This is a genomic window from Synechococcus sp. JA-2-3B'a(2-13) (assembly GCF_000013225.1).
Taxonomy (GTDB): Bacteria; Cyanobacteriota; Cyanobacteriia; order Thermostichales; family Thermostichaceae; genus Thermostichus.
In genome coordinates, this window is sequence record NC_007776.1 from 1,507,117 (window position 1) to 1,533,154 (window position 26,038).

19 protein-coding genes are annotated in these 26,038 nt (G+C 59.8%); 11 read left to right on the forward strand and 8 right to left on the reverse strand.

Features of this window, described 5'->3' with window-relative positions:
* Positions 1–4: 4 nt before the first annotated feature.
* A complete protein-coding gene (gene hslO / locus CYB_RS06830; RefSeq protein WP_041437303.1) occupies positions 5–895 on the reverse strand; it encodes an Hsp33 family molecular chaperone HslO in 891 nt (296 codons plus the stop codon).
* Between the two features lie 387 nt (positions 896–1,282).
* Here hslO and CYB_RS06835 point away from each other — a divergent pair, with 387 nt between their 5' ends.
* The 4 genes from CYB_RS06835 to CYB_RS06850 all read left to right on the forward strand — a co-directional run bounded on the left by CYB_RS06835 (position 1,283) and on the right by CYB_RS06850 (position 3,849).
* Positions 1,283–1,768, forward strand: a complete 486-nt coding sequence (locus CYB_RS06835) for an allophycocyanin subunit alpha (protein ID WP_011433053.1) — start codon at positions 1,283–1,285, stop codon at positions 1,766–1,768.
* A gap of 63 nt (positions 1,769–1,831) precedes the next feature.
* Positions 1,832–2,317: an allophycocyanin subunit beta gene (apcB, locus tag CYB_RS06840; protein WP_011433054.1), complete on the forward strand. Its 486-nt coding sequence runs from the start codon at positions 1,832–1,834 to the stop codon at positions 2,315–2,317.
* Between the two features lie 166 nt (positions 2,318–2,483).
* Positions 2,484–2,687, forward strand: coding sequence for a phycobilisome linker polypeptide (locus CYB_RS06845; RefSeq protein WP_011433055.1), 204 nt, complete (start codon positions 2,484–2,486; stop codon positions 2,685–2,687).
* 133 nt (positions 2,688–2,820) lie between these two features.
* A complete protein-coding gene (locus CYB_RS06850; RefSeq protein ID WP_011433056.1) occupies positions 2,821–3,849 on the forward strand; it encodes an ABC transporter ATP-binding protein in 1,029 nt (342 codons plus the stop codon).
* Between the two features lie 130 nt (positions 3,850–3,979).
* On the opposite strand, the gene CYB_RS06855 is transcribed toward CYB_RS06850, so the two are convergent.
* Positions 3,980–5,620 (reverse strand): 2-isopropylmalate synthase, encoded by a 1,641-nt coding sequence (locus CYB_RS06855; RefSeq protein WP_011433057.1) that lies wholly within the window; start codon positions 5,618–5,620, stop codon positions 3,980–3,982.
* Between the two features lie 59 nt (positions 5,621–5,679).
* Positions 5,680–6,594 carry an arylamine N-acetyltransferase family protein gene (locus tag CYB_RS06860; RefSeq protein WP_011433058.1) on the reverse strand — a complete coding sequence of 305 codons (915 nt, stop codon included), beginning with the start codon at positions 6,592–6,594 and terminating at the stop codon, positions 5,680–5,682.
* A 251-nt stretch (positions 6,595–6,845) separates the two neighbouring features.
* Here CYB_RS06860 and CYB_RS06865 point away from each other — a divergent pair, with 251 nt between their 5' ends.
* From CYB_RS06865 to CYB_RS06875, 3 genes are all read left to right on the forward strand, one after another.
* On the forward strand, positions 6,846–7,127 hold the full coding sequence (locus tag CYB_RS06865) for a MoaD/ThiS family protein (RefSeq protein WP_011433059.1): 282 nt from the start codon (positions 6,846–6,848) through the stop codon (positions 7,125–7,127).
* A gap of 59 nt (positions 7,128–7,186) precedes the next feature.
* The gene (locus tag CYB_RS06870) at positions 7,187–9,325 is read left to right on the forward strand and encodes a polyribonucleotide nucleotidyltransferase (RefSeq protein WP_011433060.1); all 2,139 of its coding nucleotides are present in this window, start codon (positions 7,187–7,189) and stop codon (positions 9,323–9,325) included.
* 175 nt (positions 9,326–9,500) lie between these two features.
* Positions 9,501–11,687: a CHASE2 domain-containing protein gene (locus CYB_RS06875; RefSeq protein ID WP_011433061.1), complete on the forward strand. Its 2,187-nt coding sequence runs from the start codon at positions 9,501–9,503 to the stop codon at positions 11,685–11,687.
* 579 nt (positions 11,688–12,266) lie between these two features.
* Here CYB_RS06875 and CYB_RS06880 read toward each other — a convergent pair.
* Positions 12,267–12,488: a high light inducible protein gene (locus CYB_RS06880; RefSeq protein ID WP_011433062.1), complete on the reverse strand. Its 222-nt coding sequence runs from the start codon at positions 12,486–12,488 to the stop codon at positions 12,267–12,269.
* A gap of 196 nt (positions 12,489–12,684) precedes the next feature.
* On the opposite strand from CYB_RS06880, the gene CYB_RS06885 reads away from it, so the two are divergent.
* Positions 12,685–13,167: a pyridoxamine 5'-phosphate oxidase family protein gene (locus tag CYB_RS06885; protein WP_011433063.1), complete on the forward strand. Its 483-nt coding sequence runs from the start codon at positions 12,685–12,687 to the stop codon at positions 13,165–13,167.
* A gap of 67 nt (positions 13,168–13,234) precedes the next feature.
* Here the strand turns inward: CYB_RS06885 and CYB_RS06890 are convergent, their stop codons facing one another.
* Together CYB_RS06890 and CYB_RS06895 are read right to left on the reverse strand one after the other, a co-directional pair.
* A complete protein-coding gene (locus CYB_RS06890; protein WP_041436448.1) occupies positions 13,235–14,173 on the reverse strand; it encodes an alpha/beta fold hydrolase in 939 nt (312 codons plus the stop codon).
* 103 nt (positions 14,174–14,276) lie between these two features.
* On the reverse strand, positions 14,277–15,494 hold the full coding sequence (locus CYB_RS06895) for an RNA-guided endonuclease InsQ/TnpB family protein (protein ID WP_011433065.1): 1,218 nt from the start codon (positions 15,492–15,494) through the stop codon (positions 14,277–14,279).
* Between the two features lie 260 nt (positions 15,495–15,754).
* On the opposite strand from CYB_RS06895, the gene CYB_RS06900 reads away from it, so the two are divergent.
* The 3 genes from CYB_RS06900 (at position 15,755) to CYB_RS06910 (ending at position 22,429) form a co-directional block, all read left to right on the forward strand.
* The gene (locus tag CYB_RS06900) at positions 15,755–18,076 is read left to right on the forward strand and encodes a fused MFS/spermidine synthase (protein WP_148202721.1); all 2,322 of its coding nucleotides are present in this window, start codon (positions 15,755–15,757) and stop codon (positions 18,074–18,076) included.
* A 145-nt stretch (positions 18,077–18,221) separates the two neighbouring features.
* A complete protein-coding gene (locus CYB_RS06905) occupies positions 18,222–18,839 on the forward strand; it encodes an NADPH-dependent FMN reductase (RefSeq protein WP_255344535.1) in 618 nt (205 codons plus the stop codon).
* 635 nt (positions 18,840–19,474) lie between these two features.
* On the forward strand, positions 19,475–22,429 hold the full coding sequence (locus CYB_RS06910) for a GAF domain-containing protein (protein WP_011433068.1): 2,955 nt from the start codon (positions 19,475–19,477) through the stop codon (positions 22,427–22,429).
* A gap of 24 nt (positions 22,430–22,453) precedes the next feature.
* On the opposite strand, the gene CYB_RS06915 is transcribed toward CYB_RS06910, so the two are convergent.
* Both CYB_RS06915 and CYB_RS06920 read right to left on the reverse strand, forming a co-directional pair.
* Positions 22,454–23,437, reverse strand: coding sequence for an energy-coupling factor transporter transmembrane component T family protein (locus CYB_RS06915; protein WP_011433069.1), 984 nt, complete (start codon positions 23,435–23,437; stop codon positions 22,454–22,456).
* Positions 23,438–23,831: 394 nt separating this feature from the next.
* On the reverse strand, positions 23,832–25,922 hold the full coding sequence (locus CYB_RS06920; RefSeq protein WP_238376714.1) for an SH3 domain-containing protein: 2,091 nt from the start codon (positions 25,920–25,922) through the stop codon (positions 23,832–23,834).
* Positions 25,923–26,038 lie beyond the last annotated feature (116 nt).

Below are 26,038 nucleotides of genomic sequence, written 5' to 3' on the forward strand. Positions count from 1 at the left end.
GCCATCAGGGGGTGGCCGACATCTCCGCCACAATCGAGCGCAGCTCGTCTTCCGAGATGCGGTAGACCTCGTTGCAGAATTGGCAAACCGCTTCTGCCCCCTTGTCGGTGTGGATCATATCGAGCAACTCGTCCCGCCCCAGCATGCGCAGGGCCCCCTTCACTCGGTCGGAATTGCACTTGCAGTAGAAGCGGATGGTGCGCATTTCCGGCGCAATTTTCAGATCCAGGTCGCCCAGGCAAAGTTGCAACAGCTCCCGCAAGCCGCCGCCGCAAGCCAACATCGGGCTAAATTCTTCCACTTTGGCCAAACGGGCTTCCATCTCTGGGATCAGACTGGCCGGCGCCCCTGGCATCAGCTGCAACAACACTCCGCCGGCGGCGCGTACCCGCTGTGAGTCGAGATTTACTCCCAGAAGGACTGCCGAGGGAATCTGCTCTGAGGAGGAGAGGTAGTAGGTGATGTCGTCTCCCACCTCTCCCGAAACCAGCTCCACCGCGCTGGTGTAAGGCTGGCCATACCCCAGATCCCGCAGCACATGGAGGTAGCCATAGCGCCCAACGGCTTGGCCCACATCCAACTTGCTCTCGGCAGTGAGAGGAAGCTCAATGGCGGGGTTGCTCACATACCCGCGTACCGTGCCATCCAAGCCGGCATCCACCCAGATGTTGCCCAAGGGGCCATTCCCTTTCAGTTGCAGGTTAATCCGCGCCTGGCGTCGCTTCAAGTTGGCCGCCAGCAACAGGGCTGCGCTCATGGCCCGCCCCAAGGCCACTGTCGCCACATAGGAGAGCTTGTGCCGCTCCCTTGCCTCTTGTACCGCCTGGGTGGCCACCAAGCCCACCACTCGGATTTTGCCTTCTGCCGCCGTGGCCCGGATGAGGTGATCCGGCAGAGATGAGGGCGTACCCTCAGAAATACCTTTCGCTCGCTTCAATCGTTCTGACCCAGAGGCATCCGTCATCGCAACCTCAACGCATGTCTTAAACCAAGCCTGCAGGGATCCCCTGGCGACTCAGCCTTCATTCTAAGTGAGTCTAAGTGAGATTGTAGCCCCTCTCTTGCCGGACTTTGGGGAGGGAACTGCCCTGTCGGGGCGGGAATGAGACTGTCCGCTCTGAAAGACCTACGCAACACTGGTCGCGCCAGCGGGACGGCCCTTTTCTGGGAGAGATTTTAAGAAGTGTGAAGATCTGAGATGGCAGACGGCAAGCATATCGGAAAATAACTTGCGGGTATGCTCGTCATACTCTTTAAAAAATCGACTTGAGGATGGATATCCATGAGTGTTGTTACGAAATCGATTGTGAACGCGGACGCGGAGGCCCGCTACCTCAGCCCGGGGGAACTGGATCGGATCAAGTCCTTTGTCACCTCGGGCGAGAAGCGGTTGCGCATTGCTCAAGTCTTAACCGAGTCTCGTGAGCGCATCGTCAAACAAGCTGCCGACCAACTCTTCCAGAAGCGCCCCGACATTGTCTCTCCGGGGGGCAATGCCTACGGGGAAGAGATGACGGCGACTTGCCTGCGCGATATGGACTACTACCTGCGCCTGATCACTTACGGCATCATTGCCGGCGATGTCACCCCGATTGAAGAGATCGGCCTGGTGGGTGTCCGCGAGATGTACAACTCCCTGGGCACACCCATTCCGGCGGTGGCCGAGAGCATTCGTCAAATGAAGCAGGTGGCCATGGGTCTGCTCTCTCCTGACGATGCGGCTGAAGCCGGCTACTACTTCGACTTTGTGGTGGGGGCAATGAGCTAATCCCTCATTGTTTTTGCCGCACAACCCTTTGCTGTTCGTCGATTTGGATTTAGGAAGCTCATCATGCAAGACGCAATTACTGCTGTAATCAACAGCTACGATGTTCAAGGCAAGTATCTGGACAGCTCGGCCATGGAGAAGTTGAAAGCCTTCTTCGCCACAGGCGAGCTGCGGGTGCGGGCGGCTGCCACCATCGCGGCCAATGCCTCCACCATCGTCAAGGATGCTGCTGCCAAGGCGTTGCTGTACTCTGATCTCACCCGTCCTGGCGGCAACATGTACACCACCCGTCGCTATGCTGCCTGCATCCGCGACATGGACTACTACCTGCGCTACGCCACCTACGCCATGCTGGCCGGGGATCCCTCCATTCTGGACGAGCGGGTGCTGAACGGGCTCAAGGAGACCTACAATTCCCTGGGAGTGCCCATTGGGGCAACCATCCAGGCCATCCAAGCCATGAAAGAGGTAACTGCCGCTCTGGTGGGTGCTGAGGCCGGCAAGGAAATGGGGGTGTACTTCGATTACATCTGCTCTGGCCTGAGCTAACTCCCGGCGTCATTGCCTCAGGGGAGGTGCATTCTTCAACGAGCACGGCGGGCGATTTGCCACAGGGATCTGGTGTGCTAGCTGAAGTACGCGAGCTTTCTGGGGTGAGTCGCCTGTTTTGCTGGTCAAGATAGCCCATTTTGTTGTTGAGCGGGGATCCCATATCATGCGCATGTTCAAGATCACGGCCTGTGTGCCCAGCCAAACCCGAATTCGCACCCAGCGGGAGCTGCAAAATACCTACTTCACCAAGCTGGTGCCCTATGAGAACTGGTTTCGGGAACAGCAGCGCATCCAGAAATCGGGTGGCCGCATCCTGAAGGTGGAGCTGGCCACGGGTAAGCCTGGGATGGACGTAGGACTGCTGTAGTTCCCCTATTCGTTCGTTGCTTTCCCTCGGATACTGAGAAATAGCCCTCTGCAGATCCGGTATGCCCAGCTCTGGAAGCTCTGTTCTTGGGGTTGGGGTAGCGGATCTGGCCGTTTTGTAGGGGTGGGGGTAGATGTTGCCTGATGTGCCGACCCGGTTGGAGCCAATCATCGCTGCCCACAACCTGAGCAAGGTTTACCCGGTGGCCGTCAAGGATCCCGGAGTGGTTGGCACCCTGCGCCACTTTTTTCGCCGCACCTATCGCCACATCCCGGCGGTGCAGTCCGTGAGCTTTCAAGTTCAGCCGGGGGAGATGGTGGGATTCTTGGGGCCCAACGGGGCGGGCAAGACCACGACCCTCAAGATGTTGACCGGTTTGATCTATCCGTCCGGCGGCACGGTGCAGGTGGTCGGCCATGTGCCTTACCGCCGGGAGCCGGCGTTTTTGCGGCAGATCACCCTGGTGATGGGACAGAAGCAGCAGCTCATTTGGGATCTGCCGGCAATGGACTCTCTGCGCATCAACGCTGCCGTTTACGAGATCCCTGAGAAGGAGTTTCGGGAGCGGGTGGGGGAGCTGGCAGAGCTGCTCGACCTAGAAAGCAAGCTGAAGCAACCGGTGCGCAAGCTCTCGCTGGGGGAGCGGATGAAGGCGGAGCTGTTGGCGGCTCTGTTGCACCGCCCGCAGATCTTGTTTTTGGACGAGCCCACCTTGGGGTTGGATGTCAACGCCCAGGCCGGCGTGCGGCAATTTCTGCGGGACTACAACCGCCGCTATGGAGCAACGGTGCTGTTGACCAGCCATTACATGGCCGATATTACTGCGCTGTGCCAACGGGTGCTGGTCATCAACGCGGGGCAGCTCATGTACGATGGCGACCTCGAGGCATTGCTGGAGCGCTTTGCCCCCTACCGAGAGGTGAGGTTGAAATTGGCTCGCCCTTGCCCTGTTGCCCAACTGCAGCTCTATGGAGAGGTGCGCACGGACGGGGATCCGGGCAGCTGTGAGGCGCGGCTGTGGGTGCAGCGGGAGCAGCTCACCCAAACGGTGGCCAAGCTCTTGGCAGAGCTGGATGTGCTGGATCTAACGGTAACCGACCCGCCCATCGAGGAAGTGATCGGGCGGGTGTTTGCGGATGGGATCCCTTCGGCCAGCCCATAGGGTCATTTGCAACAGGGTTAGGTTGAGCGTGGGCTCCCTTCTTCCCCAAGAGGAGAGGGGCTGGGGGTGAGGGTCAGCAGCGAAGGATCCCAGCTTTGTTGGAAACGACTGGGATTCCCTAACCCTTCCCTCAGATCTTCTGGGCAGCAGCCTCGCGCTGGTCAGCCGTCGAGCGTGCCGCGTGCAGCGCAGAGTAGAGCTTGTTGAGGGCATTCATGTAGGCTTGGGCCGAAGCGACGATGATGTCGGTGTTGGCGGCATGGCCGGAAAAGATGCGGTCTTCGTGGCGCAGGCGGATGGTGACTTCCCCAATGGCGTCGATGCCGGCAGTAACCGATTGGACAGAAAACTCGATTAACTTGTTGGGGATATTGACAATGCGGTTGATGGCCTTGTACACCGCATCCACCGGGCCTGTGCCCACGGCAGCGTCCACCCGCTCTTCCCCTTCCGGGGTTACCAGGCGCACCGTGGCAGTGGGAGCCTCTCGATTGCCACACACCACTTGGACATGCTCCAGGCGGTAGAGTTCGGGCACCGGGCGAGTTTCGTCGTTAACAATCGCTTCCAGATCCAGGTCGGAGATTTCTTTTTTCTTGTCAGCCAGCTCTTTGAAGCGCAAGAAGGCCTTGTTCAGATCCTGCTCCGACAGCTCGAACCCCAGTTCTTTGAGGCGGTTGCGAAAGGCGTTGCGGCCCGAGTGCTTGCCCAACACCAAGGTGCTCGATTGCAGGCCGATGGTCTGTGCATCCATGATCTCATAGGTCTGGCGGTTCTTCAACATGCCGTCCTGGTGGATGCCAGATTCGTGGGCAAAGGCGTTGGAGCCGACGATAGCCTTGTTGGGCTGCACCAACATGCCAGTGAGGTTGGAGACGAGGCGCGAGGTGCGATAGATCTCCTGAGTTTTGATGTGGGTGAGGGGCTTCTCGGAGTCCACCGGCAGGCCGAAGTAGGGGTTGAAGTAGCTGCGCCGCACATGCAAGGCCATCACCAACTCTTCCAGGGCTGTGTTGCCGGCCCGCTCACCAATGCCGTTGACCGTCACTTCCACCTGACGGGCGCCCTGCTTAATCGCTTCCAAGAAGTTGGCCACCGAGACGCCCAGATCGTCGTGGCCGTGCACAGAAAGGATCGCTTGCTTGATGTTGGGCACATTTTCGCGGATGCCCTTGATCAGTTGGCCGAACTCCTCCGGCATGACGTAGCCGACGGTATCGGGGATGTTGATGGTTTTGGCCCCCGCCCGAATGGCCGCCTCGACGACCTGGTATAGGAACTCTGGGTCAGAGCGGGTGGCATCCATCATGGAAAACTCCACATCCTCCACGAAGGACTTGGCGTAGGCCACCATCTCTTCGGCAATTTGCAGCACCTCAGCGCGGGTTTTGCGCAACTGATACTTCAGGTGAATGTCGGAGGTGGAGATGAAGGTGTGGATGCGGGGCTTGGCAGCAGGCTTTAGGGCGGCGGCGGCGGCCTCAATGTCCGGCTTGAGGGCGCGGGCCAGGCTGCAAATCACAGGGCCATCGGGGGTTCCCACCTGCTCGGCCACCTTCTGCACGGCCTCAAAGTCACCAGGGCTGGCATAGGCAAATCCCGCTTCGATGATATCGACGCCCAGCCGGGCCAACTGCCGGGCAATGGCCAGCTTTTCTTCGGTGTTGAGGGTGGCGCCGGGGCACTGCTCCCCGTCTCGCAGGGTGGTGTCGAAAATGAGTACATGATCCAAAGCTTGGCCATCAAACCCGGCGACCGCGGCAGCATCCATAACGGTTACTGAGATAACGAAACATTGCCTTACTATTTTGACATTAACTGGCAGGGGTTCTAGCCTTGTTTGGGGAAGATTTGGGTGGGCTCTGTTGAGACGTCATTGGGCTTGGGTCTTGCAACCTTTCCCCTCGGATCCCCAGCGGCGGCAGGAGATGGGGGAAGGCAGATCCCGAAGGCGCAGGCGAGCAGTTGTTCATACTCTTTTTCATCCCTGAGAGGGCGTTCCCAGCGGCCTTCTGGGGTGGTCTCGATCCACTTAAAAGAGCCATTGGCGCGGGCGGTGAGGGTGACCCGTCCGGTCGGAGTGGCCAGGGTGCAAAGGCGCAGCCGGGTAAACATCGATTCTGGCGAAGTTTGGTGAAAGTGGCACATGGGCTCGAACTCCTGCAGGGAGCGTGGGATCCGATCCAGAAGAAATAGAGTTTTCCAGGTGCGATCCGGCTGTTCCTGCTGAATGAGCCAATAACGGCAAGCAGTGGGATCCCCTGGCCAAAGGGTGAGGCGGTAGCGTCCTTCAGCCTGGGCTTGAATCCCGGGATCCCCCAGCCGCAACGGCTCGCGAAAGGCCTCCCCATACCCCACATCTGCCAGCCAGGCTTCATCGCCGATGTTCACCTGCACAGCCAAGTGGTTGCACTCAGGTCCAAAGCGGACATCGGACTCCGACCGGCTCACCTGTCCTGAGAGTAGGTGTACCGAAAACCCCATTCCCTGCAAGGCAGCGGCCAGCAGGCTGTTCAGCTCAAAGCAAAAGCCGCCCCGCCGCTCTCGGACGATTTTTTGGAACAAGAAATCCCGCTCCAGGCGAATGGCACGACCCCGATGAATGTCCAGATTTTCAAACGGCACCCGCAGCAGGTGGGCTAGGTGGATCTGGCGGAGGGTTTGCAGGGTGGGCTGGGTGGGGCCAACGTAGCCAATCCGATCCAAGTAGGCCCTGATTTGGGAGGGGGTCAGTGGCTCTAGCATCAGCACAGAAGCCGGTTGGCTGCCAAGCAAGCTTTTGGCCTACCCTAGCCTTGCCCCGGATCCCCGGCCAGAGCCAGAAGAACAGTTCACTGGAATCTGAAAGACGGCATCTTTTCCCCGGAGCCGATTTTTCTGTGGCTGTAGGGATCCCTGATGAGTAGGAGATGGGCAGAGGATTCTGGTGGACAAACCGGCCAAAGATTGCCCAAGATTGTCCACAAGATCGTTCAAAGCAGGTGGGAGCACTGTCAATGGTTGCTGCCCAAAATCCAGCCCCCGATGAGCTTTTTCCCATCACGCTGAAGCTCTTTGCCATCTATCAAGAAGTGATCGGACAAACTGAAATGTGCCTGCAGGTGAGCCCCGGTACCACCGTCGGGCAGCTGTGCGATCAACTGATCCAGCGCTACCCCAGCTTGGCTCCTTGGCGCTCCCAAACGCGCTTCGGTCTCAACCTCAATTTTGTAGCTGCCGACACTCCCCTATCGGCGGGAGACGAAGTCGTCCTGATCCCTCCGGTCAGCGGGGGCTGAAAAGGAGCAAAAGGAGAATGCTACGATAGCGGCAAGAAAAAAAGAAGGCGAAGCGTTACATGGCAGAATACACTCGGTCGATTTCCTTTTATGGGCGGGAAATTGACATCAATATTGGGCTGATGGCCCCCCAGGCAGGGTGTGGGGTTTGGCTGACTTCGGGCGAAACCTCGATTTTGGTTACCGCCACACGGCAGCCAGGCCGGCCTGGCGTTGATTTTATGCCCTTGTTGGTCGATTACGAAGAGCGCCTCTACGCAGCGGGGCGGATCCCAGGGGGATATCTGCGGCGAGAAGGCCGGCCACCGGAACGGGCCACTTTGATCTCTCGCTTAATAGACCGACCCATTCGTCCGTTGTTCCCGGAATGGCTGCGGGATGATGTGCAGGTGGTGGCCACCACCCTCTCGGTGGACGATACGGTGCCGCCCGATGTGTTGTGTATTTTGGGAGCCTCGTTAGCCATTCACGGCGCTCGCATCCCCTTCAATGGCCCCGTGGCGGCGGTGCGGGTGGGCTTGGTCAAGGATGAATTTATCCTCAACCCCACCTATGCCGAAATTGAGGCGGGCGATCTGGATCTGGTGGTGGCCGGCTGTGCCGATGGCGTGATCATGGTGGAAGCCGGGGCCAACCAACTGCCGGAAAAGGATGTGGTGGAGGCCATCGAGTTTGGTTTTGAGGCCATCCAGGAGCTGCTCAAAGCCCAACAGCAAGTCCTGGCGGATCTCAACATCACCCCGGTAGAGCTGCCCCCTCCCCCCAAAAACGAGGAGCTGATTGCCTTTGTAGAAGAGCAGGCTCAGGAGGGCATTCGCTCCATTCTCAGGCAGTTTTTGGACAAGACCAGCCGGGAACAGCAACTGGAGGAGCTCAAGGCCAAGCTGGAGGCCCAAATCCAGGAACGGCCAGAGGGGGATCCCTTGCGGCTCTATCTTCTGGAAAACCCCAAAGAGTTGGACAACCAGTTCAAGGCTCTGCTCAAGAAGCTGATGCGCCAGCAAATCCTGCAAGAGGGGGTGCGGGTAGATGGACGCAAGCTGGACGAGGTGCGACCGGTCTCTTGCCGGGTGGGTTTGATCCCAAGGGTTCACGGCAGTGCCTTGTTCAATCGCGGCCTCACCCAAGTCCTTTCCATCACTACCCTCGGCACGCCCGGCGATGCCCAGGAGCTGGACGACTTGCACCCGGTGGATGAGAAGCGCTACATGCACCACTACAATTTTCCGGGCTTTTCGGTGGGAGAAACGCGGCCTTCACGCTCGCCGGGACGGCGGGAGATTGGTCATGGGGCGCTGGCGGAGCGGGCCTTGGTGCCGGTGCTGCCCAAGGAAGAGGAGTTTCCCTACGTGGTGAGGGTGGTGTCGGAAGTGCTCTCCTCCAACGGCTCCACCTCGATGGGATCCGTCTGTGGCTCTACCCTTTCTCTGATGGATGCCGGGGTGCCGATCAAAGCGCCGGTCAGCGGGGTGGCCATGGGCCTTATTAAGGAGGGGGATGAGGTGCGCATCCTCACCGACATCCAGGGGATCGAGGACTTTCTGGGCGACATGGACTTCAAGGTGGCCGGTACGCGGGCGGGGATCACCGCTCTGCAAATGGACATGAAAATCACCGGCATCACCGTTGACGTGGTGGAACAGGCCATCCGGCAAGCCAAGGCCGGACGCGAGTTCATCCTCGACAAGATGCTGGAGACGATTGCTGCGCCTCGACCCCAGTTGGCCAAAACGGCTCCCCGTCTGCTCACGTTCAAGGTGGATCCCGAGGATATCGGCAAGATCATCGGCCCCGGTGGCAAGACCGTGCGCGGCATCACCGAAGCGACAGGGGCCAAGGTGGACATCAGCGACGACGGCACAATCACCGTGTCTTCCTCGGTGGGCGGCCAGGCGGAGGCGGCGCGGGCGATGATCGAAAATCTGGTGCGGCGGGTGGAAGAGGGGCAGGTGTATTTGGGCAAGGTGACCCGCATCATCCCCATCGGCGCTTTTGTGGAGTTTTTGCCCGGCAAAGAGGGCATGATCCACATTTCGCAACTGGCGGAGTACCGCGTCGGCAGGGTGGAAGACGAGGTGGCTGTGGAAGATGAGGTGGTGGTCAAGGTGCGCAGCATCGATCACAAAGGCCGTATCAACCTCACTCGCCTCGGCATTAGCCCTGAGGAAGCAGCGCGGGTGCGCAACCATCACCACTGAGGCTGCGGTTTTCCCCCAGCAACGGGGGGGCCAGGGATCCCCTCGACAGCCGCCGGCAGCGGCCAAAATGGCAGAGAAAACTCCATCGCGACAGCGGTGCGGAGCGCTTTTTAGCTGGCTCGCGTCTGCACTGCCGTTCGTGTGGTCGCGTCAGCGGTGCAAAGCCCTTTGCAATATGCCGGATCCCGTCCCTCCCTTTCTCGTTGGCCAAGGCTATACTTCTCCAGCTCGACTGTCCCCCTCCCGGCGACGGCTGGGCTGGGCGTTGGCTTGGGGCTTGGGTTGGGCTGCTCTGCTTAACCTTTCTGCTCAGCATCCTTTGTTGGTGCGGATGGAGAGCGACGCCCAGGAGTGGCTGTACGCTTGGCGTGGCCCTCAGCAGCCTTCTCCCGAGGTGGTGATCGTCGGCATTGATGGTCGTATAGGACTCGATCGCGACAGCGGTGCGGAGCACGTTCCCGCTAACGGGAACAGCGGACAGGGGGAAAGCAATGGCCGCACCAGTGGTGCAGAGCACCTTGGCCAACATCAAGTTGACTTCCTTCTGGAACGGGCCAACTACGCCGGCCTGACGTTGCGTCTACTGGAAGAAGCTGAGGCCAGGGTGGTGGTGCTAAACCTGCCCAGCAGCTTTGTGGTACCTCAAAACCTGGGCAACGAGAACTTAGATGCCCCTCTGCGTCAGGTGGTGCAGCGCTACCCAGATCGCTTGGTCTTGGCCACCCGCAGCAGCGAGAGCTTTGGCCGCTCCGAGATTAACATCTACAACCATTTTCTGCCCTTCTCTTCTCTGCGGCTGGAGTACCTGGTGCCGCCAGAGCATGTGCAGGGGGTGGTGCAACATCGGGTAGACAGTGCCGGGATCCTGCGCCAGGCCCAGTTGCGGGGGCTCTACCTGCGCCGCGACAGCCAAGAGGAGCAGATGTTCGCCTCGGTCGAGGCTCTGGCTTTTGCCAAATACGACCCGGAGCGGGCCAGCCGCTGGTTTCGCGAGCGGGGGTTGCAGCCGATCCAATTCAACCCCCTCGGATCCCAGCACGGGATCCCCATCATCCCCATCGAACGGGTTTGCCCTCCAGCTGTTCTCCAGGCAGGATCCGGGTCTGTTGCCCCGATGATCAACCCCAGCCAAGCCTGCCGCGGCCAAGAAGGGATCCCTCCCCTCGATCCCGAAGTTGCCGACCAATTGCGGGACAAAATTGTCCTGGTGGGTTTTGTGGGCGGCTACCCCGAAACCTTCCCAGTGCGGACTGCGGATGGATCCCAGATTGCGGCGGTGGAGCTGCAGGCGCAAGTCCTCTCCAGCCTGCTCACCGGGGAGGTCTACCAATCCGTGCCGGGGGGGGTGGCGGTTGCGGTGGTCTTGCTGCTGGGAGTGGGAACGGGACTGCTTTTGGTGCTTTATCGTCCCCCCCTACGTTCGCGTCAGCGGTGCGGAGCACTTTTGAGCCCTTGGGGCTGGAAGCAACAGCAGTTTCTCCTGCGGCCTGTGGTGGGGCTTGCCGTTTACGAAGGGTGGGCTGTGGCCCAGTTTCTACTGGGGCGTTGGGTTTGGCCTCTCGTCTTGCCGGCCCTGGCCAGTGGGCTAACGGGGGTGAGCCTGCTGCTCACTTTGGTCATTGTGGAGAATCAAGAACGGCTCTTGGCCCAGCAACAGGAACTGGAGCGCCTGCGCCGAGCCGAACAGGAGGCCGCCATTGACCAGGCTCGCAAGCTGCTCTACCGAGTAGCCACCGACATTCACGATCGCGAGCTGCAGGAGCTGAAGGTGGTGATGGACAACTTGGAGAGCTTGCAATGGCAGCAGCACCAGGGAAAAGCTCCCGATCCCACCGTCTACGACCACCTGCTCGAGCAACTGGAGAGGATCGGACGCGGGATCCGGAATCAGCTCAACGATGTGCGCACCCTAGCCGCCAAGCTGCGCATCTCCCCCAGCTTGCGAGAGGGGTTGCATCGCGGCATCGAGATCTATCTGGACGAGCTGATCCAAGCGGGCAGCCTGACGCTGTCTGTGGAGCGCCAACTGCAACCTCTGCAGGAGCCCAACACCGGCGAGTGGTTTGATCAGCGAGAAGACATCTTGCGCTTTTTGCGGGAGGCCATCGGCAATGTCATCGCCCATGTACAACCCCCCAAAGGCAATGCTTCCTTTGTCAAGGTGTCGCTGGCCCAAACGGAGCGCCACTGCTGCCTTTCCGTGGTCAACGATGGTATCGAGTACGCTCCCGGCCTCAGCGGCGGCTACGGCAGCAAGGCCATGAACACCATCGCCCGCTATCTACCCAAGGGATCTTGGCACCGCACCCGCACCCCGGAAGGCCATACCCATGTCGAGCTGCACTGGGAGATGCCGCTCTGAAAGACCTACACAGCACTGAACAGAACAGATTTTTGCTCAGCGCTGTTGCTTTCTTCCTGCTTCAGCAACCCTTGACTAGCGGTAGGTTTTAGACCTACCACCCCGCCAGAGGAGTCTCCACAGGCGTTAGCTTGTCGGGGTGTGGGGTTAGCTAAGCCCCGCACTGTACCCGTAGCGTCAGTGTCGGGATACAGATACCCCCACATGGTGTATGGTGAGAGTAGTTGCACAAAACGGCTTTTGCCGGAATCTGGTGCAGCTACGCGGTGGGACATCCCGTGTCTGCTCGCAGAGGGTTCTTGCGTAGGCTCCCCAATGAAGCGAGAAGCCCACACTGTACCCGTAGGGTCAGTGATGGGAGTATGTCACTTCCCCCAGAGCTTGGGGTACATTTCAAACGGTAGCTGGGGTCTAGAAACATAAACCTAACCACCCGCTCCCTGCACACTCGCACAACTGCCTAGCGTTTGCACATCAGGTTGTAGAGAATTGTGCAACAAAGTGAGGACTCCGTCCCACTATCGCGAACAGTCAATCGGCGATTAGAGACAGCCCTCTTCCTAGGAAGCGTTCTTTGGCTTATCGGCCCAGGGACTGCAGCCAGCCAATCAGGGTGGTACCAGACAGAGCTTCAAACAGGATCAGGGCAACAAAGCCGATCATTGCCAAGCGCCCGTTCAAGCGCTCTGCATAGTCGGTGAAGCCCACGCGGGGGGTGCTATCCACATACATTTCTGGCTCAATGGCGTAGTTGTTCAGCCGACCGCCTTCTTCGACGACGACGGAGCGATATCGGGTCATAGGGTTCTCCTCGTGCTTTCTTTCCCAGCGTAGCTCGCTTTGCGTAGGATTGTAAAGTTTTATTTACAACGTTAATGCCCAACGCTCCGAGCTGCCGGGCAGAGTTCAACCAGGCCAGGAACAGCCTGTAAGCAGGGTTGTGGCTCTTGTCCCAGTACAGGGGAGCTGATAATAGCAAGGGGACTGGAGGACAACCATGTCGGTGCTGGAACAGTTAAATATGCTGCTGGATGGCCAGCCGGTGGCCAGCTTGGCGGTGCTGGAGCAGGGATCCCCGGCGGTGTCGTTGGTGCCTTTTGTGGTGCAGCGGGATCCCTTGCGCTTTGCCATTGTCATCAGCGATCTTTCTGCCCACACCCAGGCTTTGCGGGCGGATCCCCGGGCCGCGCTACTCATCCACGAGCCGCCCACCCCAGGGGATCCCCGCAGTAACCATGCCCTGTCGCGGGTGATGGTGAGCGGAGAAGCCCAGTTTCTCAGCCGCGAAGAGGCGCAAGCGCAGGGGTTTGAGGCCCTCTATCGCGCCAAGTACGAGATTGCCGAGATGATCCTGGGCTTGGCGGATTTTCACTTCTGTCAGATCGTCCCCAAAACTGGTAGCTTCATCCAGGGGTTTGGCCATGCATTCCGGCTGAGGGGCCCCAACCTGGATCAACTGGAGCACCTTGGTCGGGCGTAGATTATGAGAATTCCAAGGGCAGCCCGCGCCATCCTTGAGCCCAGGGAAGCTCTTGCTGCGCCGCTTCCTAGCTCCCCTCTTCTGGGGGGAGAGAATGGAGTCCTTTCTCAGGTTTTCGGGTGGGATCCCGGATCCAGTCCAACAGCAGCGGGTTGACCAGCTCGGGGGCTTCATCCTGGGGGCAATGGCCGACCCCCGGCAATGGGATGAACCCCACCACGCAAGGAAACTCTGCCAGGGCCCGCCCCAGAGCAATGGGTTCCCAGGGATCCGCTTCCCCCCACAAGATCAAGACGGGACAGGTGAGCTGAGGCAAGAGATCTTCAGCCAAAGGCCCCTGAGAATAGCGCACAAAGGCCAAAAAGACCTCTGCCGCCCCCGGCTCCAAAGCGGGTTTGAGCAAAAGCTGGATCAGCTCCTCGGTAACCGCTTCTTTGCGCCCGTAGGCTTGGAGGAGGATATTGCGAATGGCCCTAGCCTGGGCCACCTGAGCAAAGAAGAAACGACCAAAGGGGGGCCACCCCAGCAGGGATTGCAGCAAAGGGGTGAACCGGCGGCGCAGCCAGGAGACCTGGCCCCGTTTCCGCTCGTGCAACAGCCGCAGCGAGGGATCCAACATCGCTACCCCTAAAACCTGGGCCGGATCCAGAACCGCCGCCTGCAAAGCCACAATGCAGCCAATCGAGTTGCCCACCAGATAGACTGGCTGGCCCACCACCTCTCGGACAAAGTCTGCCACCAGGGATCCCCAGGTCTCAAAGGTGTAGGGCAAAGGGGATCCCGGCAGGGGCTTGGCGGATCCCCCAAACCCCAACAAATCGACCGCATACACCTGACAGTGCTGCCCCAGCTCCGGCAAATTTTTCCGCCAATGGTCGCTGCTGGCCCCAAAGCCATGGATGAGCAACACGGCTGGGCCTGTGGATCCCGACTGTTGGTAGCGAATGGGCTGGTCACGCCAGAGCCAGCGATGCTCTGTGTTCGCGTTGGCGCTGCATGGCAACATGGGGGTGCAGTGTAGGTTTGAGTCAGCGTTGCGATCCTAACCGTTCGCGACAGCGGGACAAAGTTCTTGTGATCGGGGCAAGTAAACTACCCGGCTCCGACCGCTAAGCGGTACGGAGCGGGCTTTCAGTAGCCCTGAGCCTGCTCTGCTCTACCAGAGAACAAAACAGGCCCGAACCTCTAGGCTGGTTTACGGCAGCCCCCAAGAGCGCAATTACGTTTGCACCATTCAAGTCCGCATCTCCTTCCCATCCACAGTGCCCACACTTAAACGACTTACCACTGCGGTAGGATTGCGCAGGATCGGGATGGATGTGTAAACACTTGTGACAGGTCTGCGACGTGTAGGCAGGCGGCACAAGAACCAGAGAAACCCCTGCAACTCTCGCCTTGTATTCCAGAAACTGGCGTAGCTGGTAGAACGCCCAACTGTTGGTTCTGCGCCGTTCGGCCTTGTTGCGCGGCTGTTGATTGACCCTTTCCCGGATCCCTGTCAGGTCTTCCAGGGCAATAGCGCTGTTTGTGGTCTTTGCCCTAGAGACAATAGCTTTGGAGATGCGATGATTGACCCACGTTTGAAAGCGTCTCTCCTTGCCAGACAGCCGTTGCAACAGTTCTCTGCATCTGCGCCGCGAACTGCGTGTGCCCTTACTGGCTTTGCGTTGGAGTACCGCCCTCAACCGGGAGTAGCGCTCTCGGACTCTGTTCAACTGCTGTCCATTCCAGTTATCTCCTTCCGATGTATGGGCAATATCTGTCCTTCCCAAGTCCACCCCGATCACCTTGTCGGTATCTTGTTGCTTGGGTGGCTTTTTCTCTACGCAAATCTGGATGTAGTAGGAGCCATCTTTGCGCTTGACCAGGGTGGCAGATTTGGGGTTGGAACCAGCCAGCATCCCACGCTGGTAGTTGCCAATGGCCAGTTCAAAGCGTTCTCTCCCTTCCACCGTGGTCAGCGACACCGTCCAGTCTTTTTGACGGAACGAAAAGATGCGAGCGTCGTAGGTAACAAAGCCGCTCTTAAACTCCTTGACGGGACGCTTTTTCTGCTTAGCCACTTTGCGGGAACCCGCTACCCGTCTGCACACCTGTTGGTCGCGTAAGCGGGACGTAGTCCTTGCCAAGTTACTGGACAAGCCAAACCGGGCTCGAATCTCGTAGTAGCAAAGGGATTGCAGCTTGACCGCGTTGACGATCTTCTCCGGCGTGTTCTGGTTGACCCAATTCAAGGCTTGGCCAAAAGCCTCCAAAGTCGCGTCCAATTTGGCGGCTTGCGACTGGGCTACCTTGAGCTTGCAGGAGACGGTCAGGACTTGGGTCATGGTTCTATTGTAACCTCGCATTCCTCCCGGCACTGACCCTACGGGTACAGTGCGGGGCTCCTGCGATTTCTAGCTGAGAGTACTGGCGGAGGGTGGCCCCCTTCCACCCGTTGGCGCACTTGAATCGAGGAACAAGGATCGGCCTTCCTCTGAGTTGGGTGATCCCAAGGGGCACCACCAAGCGGCTACAACATCCCATCTCAAGCTTCCGGGAGAAAGTGGGGAATACTGGCAGTTGAGGGTTTTGCGGTGGGTCGGCTTTGGTTTGGCTAGTTGGCCTCAGCTTGTTTGGTAGCGCTTTTTGCCTCTTTTGGGGACAGTTGCTGCTGGGCAAGTTGCTGTTGCCGCTGTGGGGGGGATCCCCCCTGGTGTGGAATACCTGCCTGGCCTTTTTTCAGGCCACCCTGCTGCTGGGCTACCTGTGGGCAGACCGGCTGGGGCGCGGGCTCAATCCCAGGATGGGGGTGCTGATCCACGGGATCTTGCTGCTGGTCGGGCTGAGGCTTCTGCCCTTTCAGCTGGGGATCCCCGGCCAACCGGAAGGATGGTGGCCCCCTCTCGCTCTGTTGGCAAACTTGACTTTGGGAGCTGGGGTGCCGCTGTTTCTCCTGTCGGCGACGACGCCGTTGCTGCAACGGGGGTTGGCGGCAAGAGGGGTCGCGGGGCAACGGGAGGCTTTGGATCCCTATTTTCTCTATGTGGCCAGCAATGCCGGCAGCTTGGGCGGGCTGCTGGGGTACCCGCTGGTGTTGGAGCCTCGTCTGTCTTTGGCTTGGCAAACTCTCCTGTGGACGGGATCCTACGCGCTGGTGGCAGCCCTGGTGCTGCTGAGCGGGGTGGGTCTGCTGCTCAGTTGCAACGGCGTTGCCGAGCCACAAGAACGTGGGGCGGATTCCCAGGGATCCAGCGCTGCTCTGGGGAATTGGGCTGTTTCCTGGCGAGAGCGTTGGCGCTGGGCGGGGCTGGCTTTTTTGCCGGCGGGCCTGTTGGTGGCGGTCACCACTCTGTTGACCACCGACGTGGCGGCGGTGCCCCTGTTGTGGGCCATCCCCCTGGGGATCTATCTGCTGACATTCATGCTGGCTTTCGGGGGGATCCACCCCAATAAGGGGGTTTTGGGAACGACAGCTCTTCTGGCCTGCGGGGCGGTGGGGACACAGGTCTTGGGCTGGGTGAGGCCGGGTTTTTTGCTTTTGCCGCTGCATCTGACCACCTTTGGGCTGGTGAGCTGGGGCTGCCACAGCCGGTTGGCTTGCCGTCGCCCGCCGGTGGAGCAGTTGACGCAGTTTTACCTGTGGCTGGCTTTGGGGGGGAGCTTAGGGGGAATGTTCTCTGCTCTCTTGGCACCGCAGGTGTTTGAGACAGTGCTGGAATATCCCCTGTTGCTGGGGATGTCGCTGGCAGTGCTGGGGGCTCAGGGGGGGCGGGTGGGCCTGTGGCTGGGGCTGGGGCTGCTCCTGCCTTTGCTGCTGTTGCACTTTCAACCGCAGGCGTTGCTGCAGGTGGGCGCTGGGGTGGGTTTGGCGTTGGGCTGGGCGGTGCTGGCGCTGTTGGTGTCAGGGGAGAGCCGTTCACAGCAGCAGAGCGGAGCCCCTGGCTGGCAGGCCAAGGTCGGTTGGGTGGGAGCAATGGCGGGGTTGGTTGTGCTGCTGGGGCAACCCTGGCTGCAGCCGGGACTGCAGGTGATCCACAGCGAGCGCAGCGCCTTCGGCCTCAACCGGATCGTGGAGTACCGGACTGAGCAGGGATCCTTTCGTGGCCTTCTGCACGGCACCACTCTACACGGCAGCCAAAACTTGGATCCGGAAAAAGCGCTGGAGCCGCTGACCTATTTTTCTCGGTCTGGGCCGGTTGGGCAGGTGTTTGCGGCGTTCAGAGCCCAGACTGTGGATCCCATGCCCGCCATTGCCGTATTGGGGCTGGGGATCGGCACGTTGGCCGCCTATGCCGAGCCAGGGGATGAGTGGACGTTTTTCGAGTTGGATCCCACCGTGGTCGATTGGGCGAGCCGCTATTTTTCCTATCTCCGGTGGGCTCAGGCACGGGCGCAGGTGCAGGTCATCCTCGGTGATGCCCGGCTCAGCCTCAAGGGGATCCCAGAGGGCAGCTACGACCTGATGGTGATGGATGCCTTCAGCTCTGACGCAGTGCCGGTGCATTTGCTCACGCAAGAGGCTTTGGCCCTCTACCTCAGCAAGCTCAAGCCCCACGGCTGGCTGCTCTTCAACATCACCAACCGCCACCTCGACCTGGCCCCGCTGTTGGCTGGCCTGGCCGGATCCCTGCAGCTTCACGCTTGGCACCAAGACCACCGGGATCTCTCCCCTGAGCAACGCCAGGCGGGGCTGGCCCCTTCCCACTGGGTGCTGTTATCGCCGCGCGACGCTTCGACGACCGCCTCAGCAGGGCGGAGCCCTTTGGCCCAAAACTCTGGAGTCCTGCAGGAACTGGATCCCTGGCAGCCCCTTTTGCCCCAGGCCGGGGATCCCGTCTGGCGGGATGATTTTTCCAACCTGCTGCAGGTGATCCGTTGGCCTTGGATCCCTTTGCCGAGAGGTATTCAGATCCCCAGTTCTGGATAGGAATCCGGCTGCTATCGCTACGCGACCCTTCGGCAAACGTGTTAGCGTTGCGGAGCAGAAAAGTTAAGGAAATCTTTACAACTCGAAGTTGGTATGAGTTATGATTGTTTGCAACGTAACTGATGTCTGCTCGGGAGTCCGGCCCATGTCTCCTCTACAAGCCCTCACTGGCAATCCTCAAACCACCATGGCTGAAACCTCTGCGGCTCGTTTCGTGGCAATCGGGGGCAGCTTGCGGCCCAATTCCCTGACGTACCAGGCGCTGGAGGTGGCGCGGCGCGAGTTTGAGAAGTTGGGGATCCCGTTGCACATCCTCGATCTGCGGCAGATGAAGTTGCCCTTTGTGGATGGCTCGGAATCCTATGCAGATTATCCCGATGTGGCAGTCCTACGAGCAACCATGAAGCGGGCGGATGGGATCATCCTAGCCAGCCCGGAGTACCACGGCGGCATCAGCGGCAGCCTGAAAAATGCACTGGATCTGTTGAGTTTTGAGCAACTGGAGGGTAAGGTCTTTGGGTTAATCAGCGTTTTGGGCGGCGAGAGCAACAGCAATACCCTGAACCAGATGCGCTTGATTGTGCGTTGGGTGCATGGCTGGGTGATCCCAGAGCAAATCGCCATCGGTCGGGCTTGGAACGCTTTTGACGAGCAAGGCAATCTCAAAGACGAGAAGCTACAACAGCGCTTTCAACACTTTGTCCAGAGCTTGGTGACCCATACTCACAAGCTGCGAGGGATCCCAGTGGTGAAGCCTTCCTGAAATTACAGTCATTCCAAACTAGATTGAGACACTCTGATACATTTACGCTGAACACTGCTGAACATCACTGTTCAACTATGCAGCGATAGCATTCTGTTTGTTTCCAAACAGAATGGCGGTATCCCGCAAAGCTTTGAGTAGAATACCCAAAGCGCAGTTTCCGTGTCGTCTTACTACCAATTTTCTGCTTTGCTTTGGCTACCATGTTGGCAGACTCGAAAGTAAACAGAAAGATCAACTGGTAGTAATCCGTACTGAACATATTATACATTATTTTCAGTATAGTTGAGCTTATTATTGACTAGAGTCATGCTCCAAGCGTTCCGCGACCAACCCCAGGGAAGTTAGGAAGCCATGAAGGACGGCTGCAGACAGACTACACTGGGGCTGGGTGAGAGATGAAAACCAAATCTTTCACTGCGTCGAGGATGGGGCGAACGCCCGACGTCGAGAATCCCTGCCCCTTGGGGCGGAGAGTATGCCAAAGTTGTTCCAAACAGCAACAAGTCCGGGCTCTCTTCTTCTCACCTGTTGCCTCAGCGTTGCCCAGCAACAAATAAGGCTCAGATCCGACGGAGATCTGGCTGAGAGGGCATTGACTTGCAGAGGAACCCGCAGAATAGCTCCACACAGGTATGGTTCAGTCTGTTCCCCCTCATTCCGATAGAGCTGGGCCAATATCTCCCCTGGTGGCCCTGCAAGCAACCTTGCAGCAGATGCGGGAGCAGAGCGATGCCAACACCCTCGTTCAGCTCACGCTGGAGTATGTCAAGGCGGCGTTTGGGGCGCCGCTGATCTGGCTGGCCTTTTACGACTATCCAAATCACCAGTTGGTGGGTCAGGGGGGAGTGACCCTTCTTGAGGATCAAACCCTACTGCGGGCGGTGCATCCTCTACAGCCGGGGGAGATCCTGGAGCAGGTGGTGATCGAGCAGCGACCGATCAGCCTGCCCGACCTCTCTCAGGAACCGCGCATGGGCATTTGGCAGCGGGAGGCCAGGCGACTGGGCGGGATCCAGGGCTGTTTCATTTATCCCTTCTCGGCCTACGGCCCGCTGTCGCGAACGGCAGTGGGACGGCGGCGCTGCTTGGGGATCCTGATGTTGGGATCCCAAATGTGGGGGGTTACCACCCATGAGGACGAAAAGGCTCTCCTGGGGATTTTGCTGGGGCAGTTGGCAGCCTCTCTGCAGGAGTTGGAAAACGCTTGGCAGCAGCAGACCGAAAAGCGCCTTGAGGATCCACTCCTGAGGTTGGGAACAGCGATGCGCCAGGTGAGATCCCTGCAGGAACGGGTCAGCCTGGTGAGGCAGGAGTTACAGTCTTTTCTGGGCGCTGTCCACATTCAGGTGTATTGGCACGAGCGCGGCCAGGGGCAATTCGTCCCCCATGGAAGCGCCCCCAAAGCTGTTGGCAACAGCGGGGGGACGGAGTCCTCTCAGCCCCCTGTTCCCAAAAGGGCTAAAGTCGGAGCAGGGCCAACAGGGGAGGTCAGCCTTTCGCTGCGGGAATTGGGGGACATGTACTACACCCTCGCCGATGGCCAGGTGGTGGTGGGCGGCACAGGGACGACTCGCTCTGAGGTTCCCCCCAAGCTGATGCAGCAGTTGCGGGCCCAGGCCGTTTTGGCGGCCCCGATTTTGCTGGAAAAGGATCTGCTGGGGTTCATCTGGGTGCAATCGGATGTGCCCCGTACCTGGCAAGCCGCTGAGCGACAGTTGGTAGCTGCTGCCGCCAATGGGTTGGCCTTGGCTGCCCCCATAGAAAATCTGGATCGCCGCATTCGCCAGTTGGCCGATGACCAAGAGTTTGTGCAACAGGTGGGCCGCTCGCTTTACAACCCGGCGGAGCTGCAACAGGCTCTCCAGCAAGCCGTTGTCGGCCTGGCCCAGCGCCTGAAAGTCGGTGCAGTGGCCGTGTTGACGGTGGATCCCGACAGCCCCATCCCCCGCCTCTTCTACGAGTACCGCAGCGTCGCGGAGCAACAGGGCAAGCAGACTTTGCCGCAGCAGTTCAGCCCTCTGAGCGACCAGGACTGGCAGGATCTCATGCGCAGCGAGGTGGTGGTGGCAGAAAACTACGACCAAGATCTGCGCCTGCTCTCTTGGCGGCAGGAACTGGCAGGAGTTCGTTCCCTGATGCTGACCCACACCGGGGTCGGCGGTACCGCCACCACACCTGTGGAAGGGCTGCTCTTGGTGTTGCATCCCCAGCTACGGGCCTGGAGCCGGGAAGAGCGGCAACTGCTGCGGGGGATTGCCCAACAGGTGGGGGTGATCCTGCGGCAAATTCGGTCAGAACAACGCCGGCAACGACAAGAGCAATTGCTCAAGGGCCTGATCACCACTTGTTCAACCTTGCCAAACTTGGCCACCTTGTCAGATCTGTACACCACTACCACTCGACAGACGGCCCAATTGCTGGGGATCCCTCTGGCGCTCATGGTTAGTTGGCAGCCGGGGGAGAGCCGGGCTCAGCTCCAGGGGCCTTTTACTACCGCTGCCGGGACGGAGACCGGCTCCACCGAGATCGACCTGCAAGATCCCCTACTGGCCTACGCGCTGCAGTCGGCAGAACCTCTGCCGCTCACCCAGGAGCAGATCCCCCCTGCCAGCCGCACTTGGCTCAGTCGCGTCAGCGGTGCGGAGCACTTTGCTGCCGGCCTGGGATCCTGGCTGCTGGTGGCGCTGGGGGAGACAAACTCCTCGCAGGCGGGAGCTTTGGGAGTTTTGATCTTGGGGGCAGAAGCGGGCAAGGTTTGGGATCCCGACGAGCGGGCGGCTGTGATGTTGATCGCCCAGACCTGCGGCTGGACGCTGCGGCGCTTGCTCTGGATGCAAACTTTGCAAGAGCAGCAGGAGGTGCTCAGGGAGTTGAACTGGTACAAACACCGCCGCCTGATGGACATGCAGAATGCCCTTCTGGACAGCCTGCGCCGCCTGGGTCAGGTGCCGGAGATTCCCGGAGACGAAGCCACCCGCTGGCAAAAGGTGGTGGAGATCGGCAGAGGGCTGCGGGATCTGACCGTCTCCACAGGGCCGTTGTTGCAGTCGGAAACTTGGCAGGTGCAGCCGCAGTTGCGGTCGGTGCCCTTGGCAACCTTGGTGCGCAAAAGCCTACGCCGAGTGGAGGCCCTGACCCAAAAACGCAAGTTATGGCCGCGGGCCCATGGGGACATGAGCATTGCCGTCCAGGGGGATCCCGAACGACTGGAGATGGTGCTCTGGGAGGTGTTGACAGCCGCTATTTTGCGCAGCCCGGAAGGGGGGCGGCTGGATCTGTGGAGCCAAGCCAGCGTTCGCGATAGCGATGCGGAGCCCTTTGGCTATGCAGAGCTGCTGGTGGTGGATCAGGGCAGCTTCGACCCTCACCTGATGGCCGCCCTTCAGTTGGATCCGAACCAGGTGATCTACGCGGATCCTCTGCTCAAGTCGCCTCTATCGGTAAGTCCTGGTCTGGAACTCAGCCTGTGTCAACGGGTGGTGCAGCGGATGGGGGGCCAGCTCTCCTTTTACCTCTCTTCCGATGGGCGTTGTGTCTCTCGGCTGCTCCTGCCGATGGGCAGCGACGAGCCCCATCCCCCTGGGTAGGAAAAAGCTGTGTTGCCGGTCACCTTAGGGGGACAAGGTTCTGAGCAGCCAAAACAGGGGCAGTAGAGACAGTAGGCCGCGATCCAGCCGCCGCAGTTGTAGGCGGTGCCAGCGCAGGGGATGGTCTGGGCCGGTCAGCCCACGGGCCTGCATTGCCATAGCCGTCTGTTCGGCACGCAGGAGCAAGTTTTCAAAAAAGCGCTCCACCAAGGCCAGCAGGGTTTGCATCCCGCCCCGGAAACTTAGGGATCCCCAGCGCACATCCCGAGTTCGCACCGCCCGCGCCAAGTTTTGCACCTCTTCCATCACCAAAGGCAGAAAGCGCAGCGCCAAGGTGAGGGTGAGAATTACTTCGGCAATCGGCCATCTCCAACGCTTGAGAGGCTGCAACCATTGGCCGATCCCCTCGGCAATTTCTTCGGGGGCCGTGGTCAACAGAAACAAATGGGTGGCGTAGAGCAACGTAAAAATGAGGGTGCCCAGCCGCAGCGCCACCGATAGAGAACGGCGGGAGACCTGAAAGGTTCGCCCCAACAGGGAAAATTGAACAAGGCGGTAGCGGTAAGGGGTTTGCCAAGCACGGGTTTGCTCCCGCCAGGCACGGTCTGGGGATCCCTGTTCTACGGCCAAGTCGAAGTGCCCTGCACCGCTAACGGGAACAGCGGGGATCCCGGTCAGCCCATAGCCCACCACCTGCATATCCTGCCGTTGCGGTTGGGGAAAAACCCCCAATCCATCCGGCGCCAAGCTGGTGATCCCAAAGGTGAGCAGGCTCAGGGCCAGCACCAGGGAGAGTTGGCCCGACCAAACCCGGCGCGGCAGACGGGCCGCCACAGTTAGCAGCAGAAGAGCCACCACCACGGCCAAGCGCCAACCATTGCCGGCCAAAATGGGGCTGAGGAGAAAGCTGAGCAGCCAGGCCAGCTTAACCCGCGGATCCAGGCAATGTAGCCAGGTGCGAGGCTCTTCCAGATAAATCCCCAGCGGGGCATTCCGCAGAATATCCACAACAGTTGAGAAGGAAGCAGACTATACCCCTTAAAAGGGCGGGACCGAGAACTCCGTCCCCGTAGCGCGGTCGCAGCAGCGTTGCGGAGCAATAACAGCTGGCAGCAAGGGAGCATGACTCTAGTCAATAATAAGCTCAACTATACTGAAAATAATGTATAATATGTTCAGTACGGATTACTACCAGTTGATCTTTCTGTTTACTTTCGAGTCTGCCAACATGGTAGCCAAAGCAAAGCAGAAAATTGGTAGTAAGACGACACGGAAACTGCGCTTTGGGTATTCTACTCAAAGCTTTGCGGGATACCGCCATTCTGTTTGGAAACAAACAGGATGCTATCGCTGCATAGTTGAACAGTGATGTTCAGCAGTGTTCAGCGTAAATGTATCAGAGCTAGAGCCGTTCCACCAGACGGGTGGAGCCCGACTGGGCGGCGACCCATCCCCCGGGCGCGCCATCTCGCTCGATGCGCAGCCAGACGGGCACCTGTCCCTCCCCAGCCTGCACCTCCACCACCCGCAGCAGGGCTTGGCGTGGGGCTGTCCCGACAATGGCTCCCGTCAGGCTGGGTTGCTGGCGAATGTTGAGGCCATCGTTGGAGACCACCCGCACCTGTTGTACTCCTTGCCACTCCGCCAGAGGGCCAGTTAGCTCAGGCGGGGGAGCGGGTTCTGTCTGGCCGGGATTGTCGTTCGCGGAGGCGTCGCGTAGCGATATGTCAACCGGCGGCTGCTCAATTTGCACCTGGGGTTGCTCCAGCGGTGGTGCCGGCGGCGGCGTGAAGAGGCCCCGCAGCATTTGCCAGATGACCAGCAGGGAGAGAATGCCCACACCAACTACCCCGGCCACTCGCGTCAGCGGTGCGAAGCCCACGGCGGGAAGGGCAGGACGCTTACGGGATCCCAAGCGGCTGCGGCGGTAACGCTCCACATCCTGCAAACCGATCGCGCCAGCGGACCTTAGGCCCTGGACTCCGTCCCCCTGAGGGGAACGGTCTTGGGCGCGTTCGCGACAGCGGTGCGGAGCACTAGAACTCTCATCCGCAAGAGCAGAGACGCCCGCCTTGGGGGTGCTGCGGTAAGAGGGCAAATCCGAGAGGCGCGGGGGTTCTGGCACCCCCTGTTGCCAAGGGGCGGGTGGGCGATACAATTCCTGGGTTGGCTCAGGACCCACCACGGCAGGCAAATGAGGTGGGGGATGGGGGGCTTGTTCGCGACAGCGGTGCGGAGCACTGGGAGAGAGCATCCCTGCCGGCGGGTCTTCGCGGCTGGGCATTTCGTCCAGGTAAGCTTGTACTTGGGGGTTGTCGAAGTAGGCTTGCAACGTCACTTGGGCGGCTTCCAGACCGCGGAACTCCGGGAACACCTCCTCCTGAAACCATTTTTCTGTGAAGCGGCACAGACCCGGCAGATGGTCGGGAGAACCGGCGGAGTGTTCTTCGATAAACTGCAAGGCCTCTACTTCTTGGGTGGAGCGCAGATGGGCGAGCGCGTCTTCGGTCTGCCCCAGCAACAGACTACAGATGGCCTGCTCCAGATGCACATCCTGCCGCTGCGCCAGACGAGCCAGGTAGCCGCGAGCACGCCGCACCAGAGCCGGGCGGTTTTCCAGATAACCTGCCGCCAGCAACACCTGCACGGCCAAGTAGGCGGCCACCATCGAGGGACGCTCAGCCTCCCGCTCGAACAACTCCTGCTGTTCTTTGAGGGTGAGGTGGCGACGTACCCGTTGGATAAAGCGCAGGAAATCTTCGGTGCTGAGGCCAGAGCCATCTTGCCCCATCCCCTCGATGCCGCCCCGTTCGTCCAGCATGGCTTTGAGGAGAGCCAGTCCCTGCTGCCGCTCCCCATTCGCATCAGCGGTGCGGAGCACAAGAGTCTCTCTTCCGGCTGGGGCGGGAGCATGGGCCTCGTGGCTGAGGAGTTGCAAAATGCGATAGGGACGCAGCTTGCCCAAATCGATACGGATCTCCGCTTGCATCTGCGGAAAGGCCTGATACTCCTCCAGCTCCGCCAAGCCCGCCTGTAGGGAACGCGCCGCCTCTTCATAGGATCCCTGTTGCCAGGCTTCTCGACCCAGTTCCAGACGAGCGATGGCCCGCGCCAAAATGGCATCGGAACGAGCAGGGTGGCCCTGCTCCAACAGGTGTTGAGCCAAGTCCAACGCAGCCTGGTACTCTCCGGCTTCGCAATACAAGCACAGCACTCCCGGTAGGTGCGCCTCCTCCACCGTCAAGGTGGGATCCGTTGGCATGAGGTGTTCGTCGTAGTTTCGTCGTGCCTCAGGGTTCAGCAGCACAGAAGCCGCCTCTTGGATCATCTGGGCGCGAGCTTCCACAGCCTGTGGCGAGAACCCCGACAGCCAGGAGCGCTCGCCCGGCTTGAGATCGATCCGCTCCCGGTATGCCTGTTCAATCTGATGCTCATCTGCCCGTGCCGACAGCATCAAAACCCGATAATAGTCGAGGGGCACCCGCACCGTCATGGTTTTTGTCCGCGCTCTCCTGTTCGTGCCAGCGGGACGGAGTCCTTGGACAACTTACCCGCATCGACTTAACTGTAGTCCTTTTCGTGGGTAAAAGGGATCCCCCCTCGGGAATC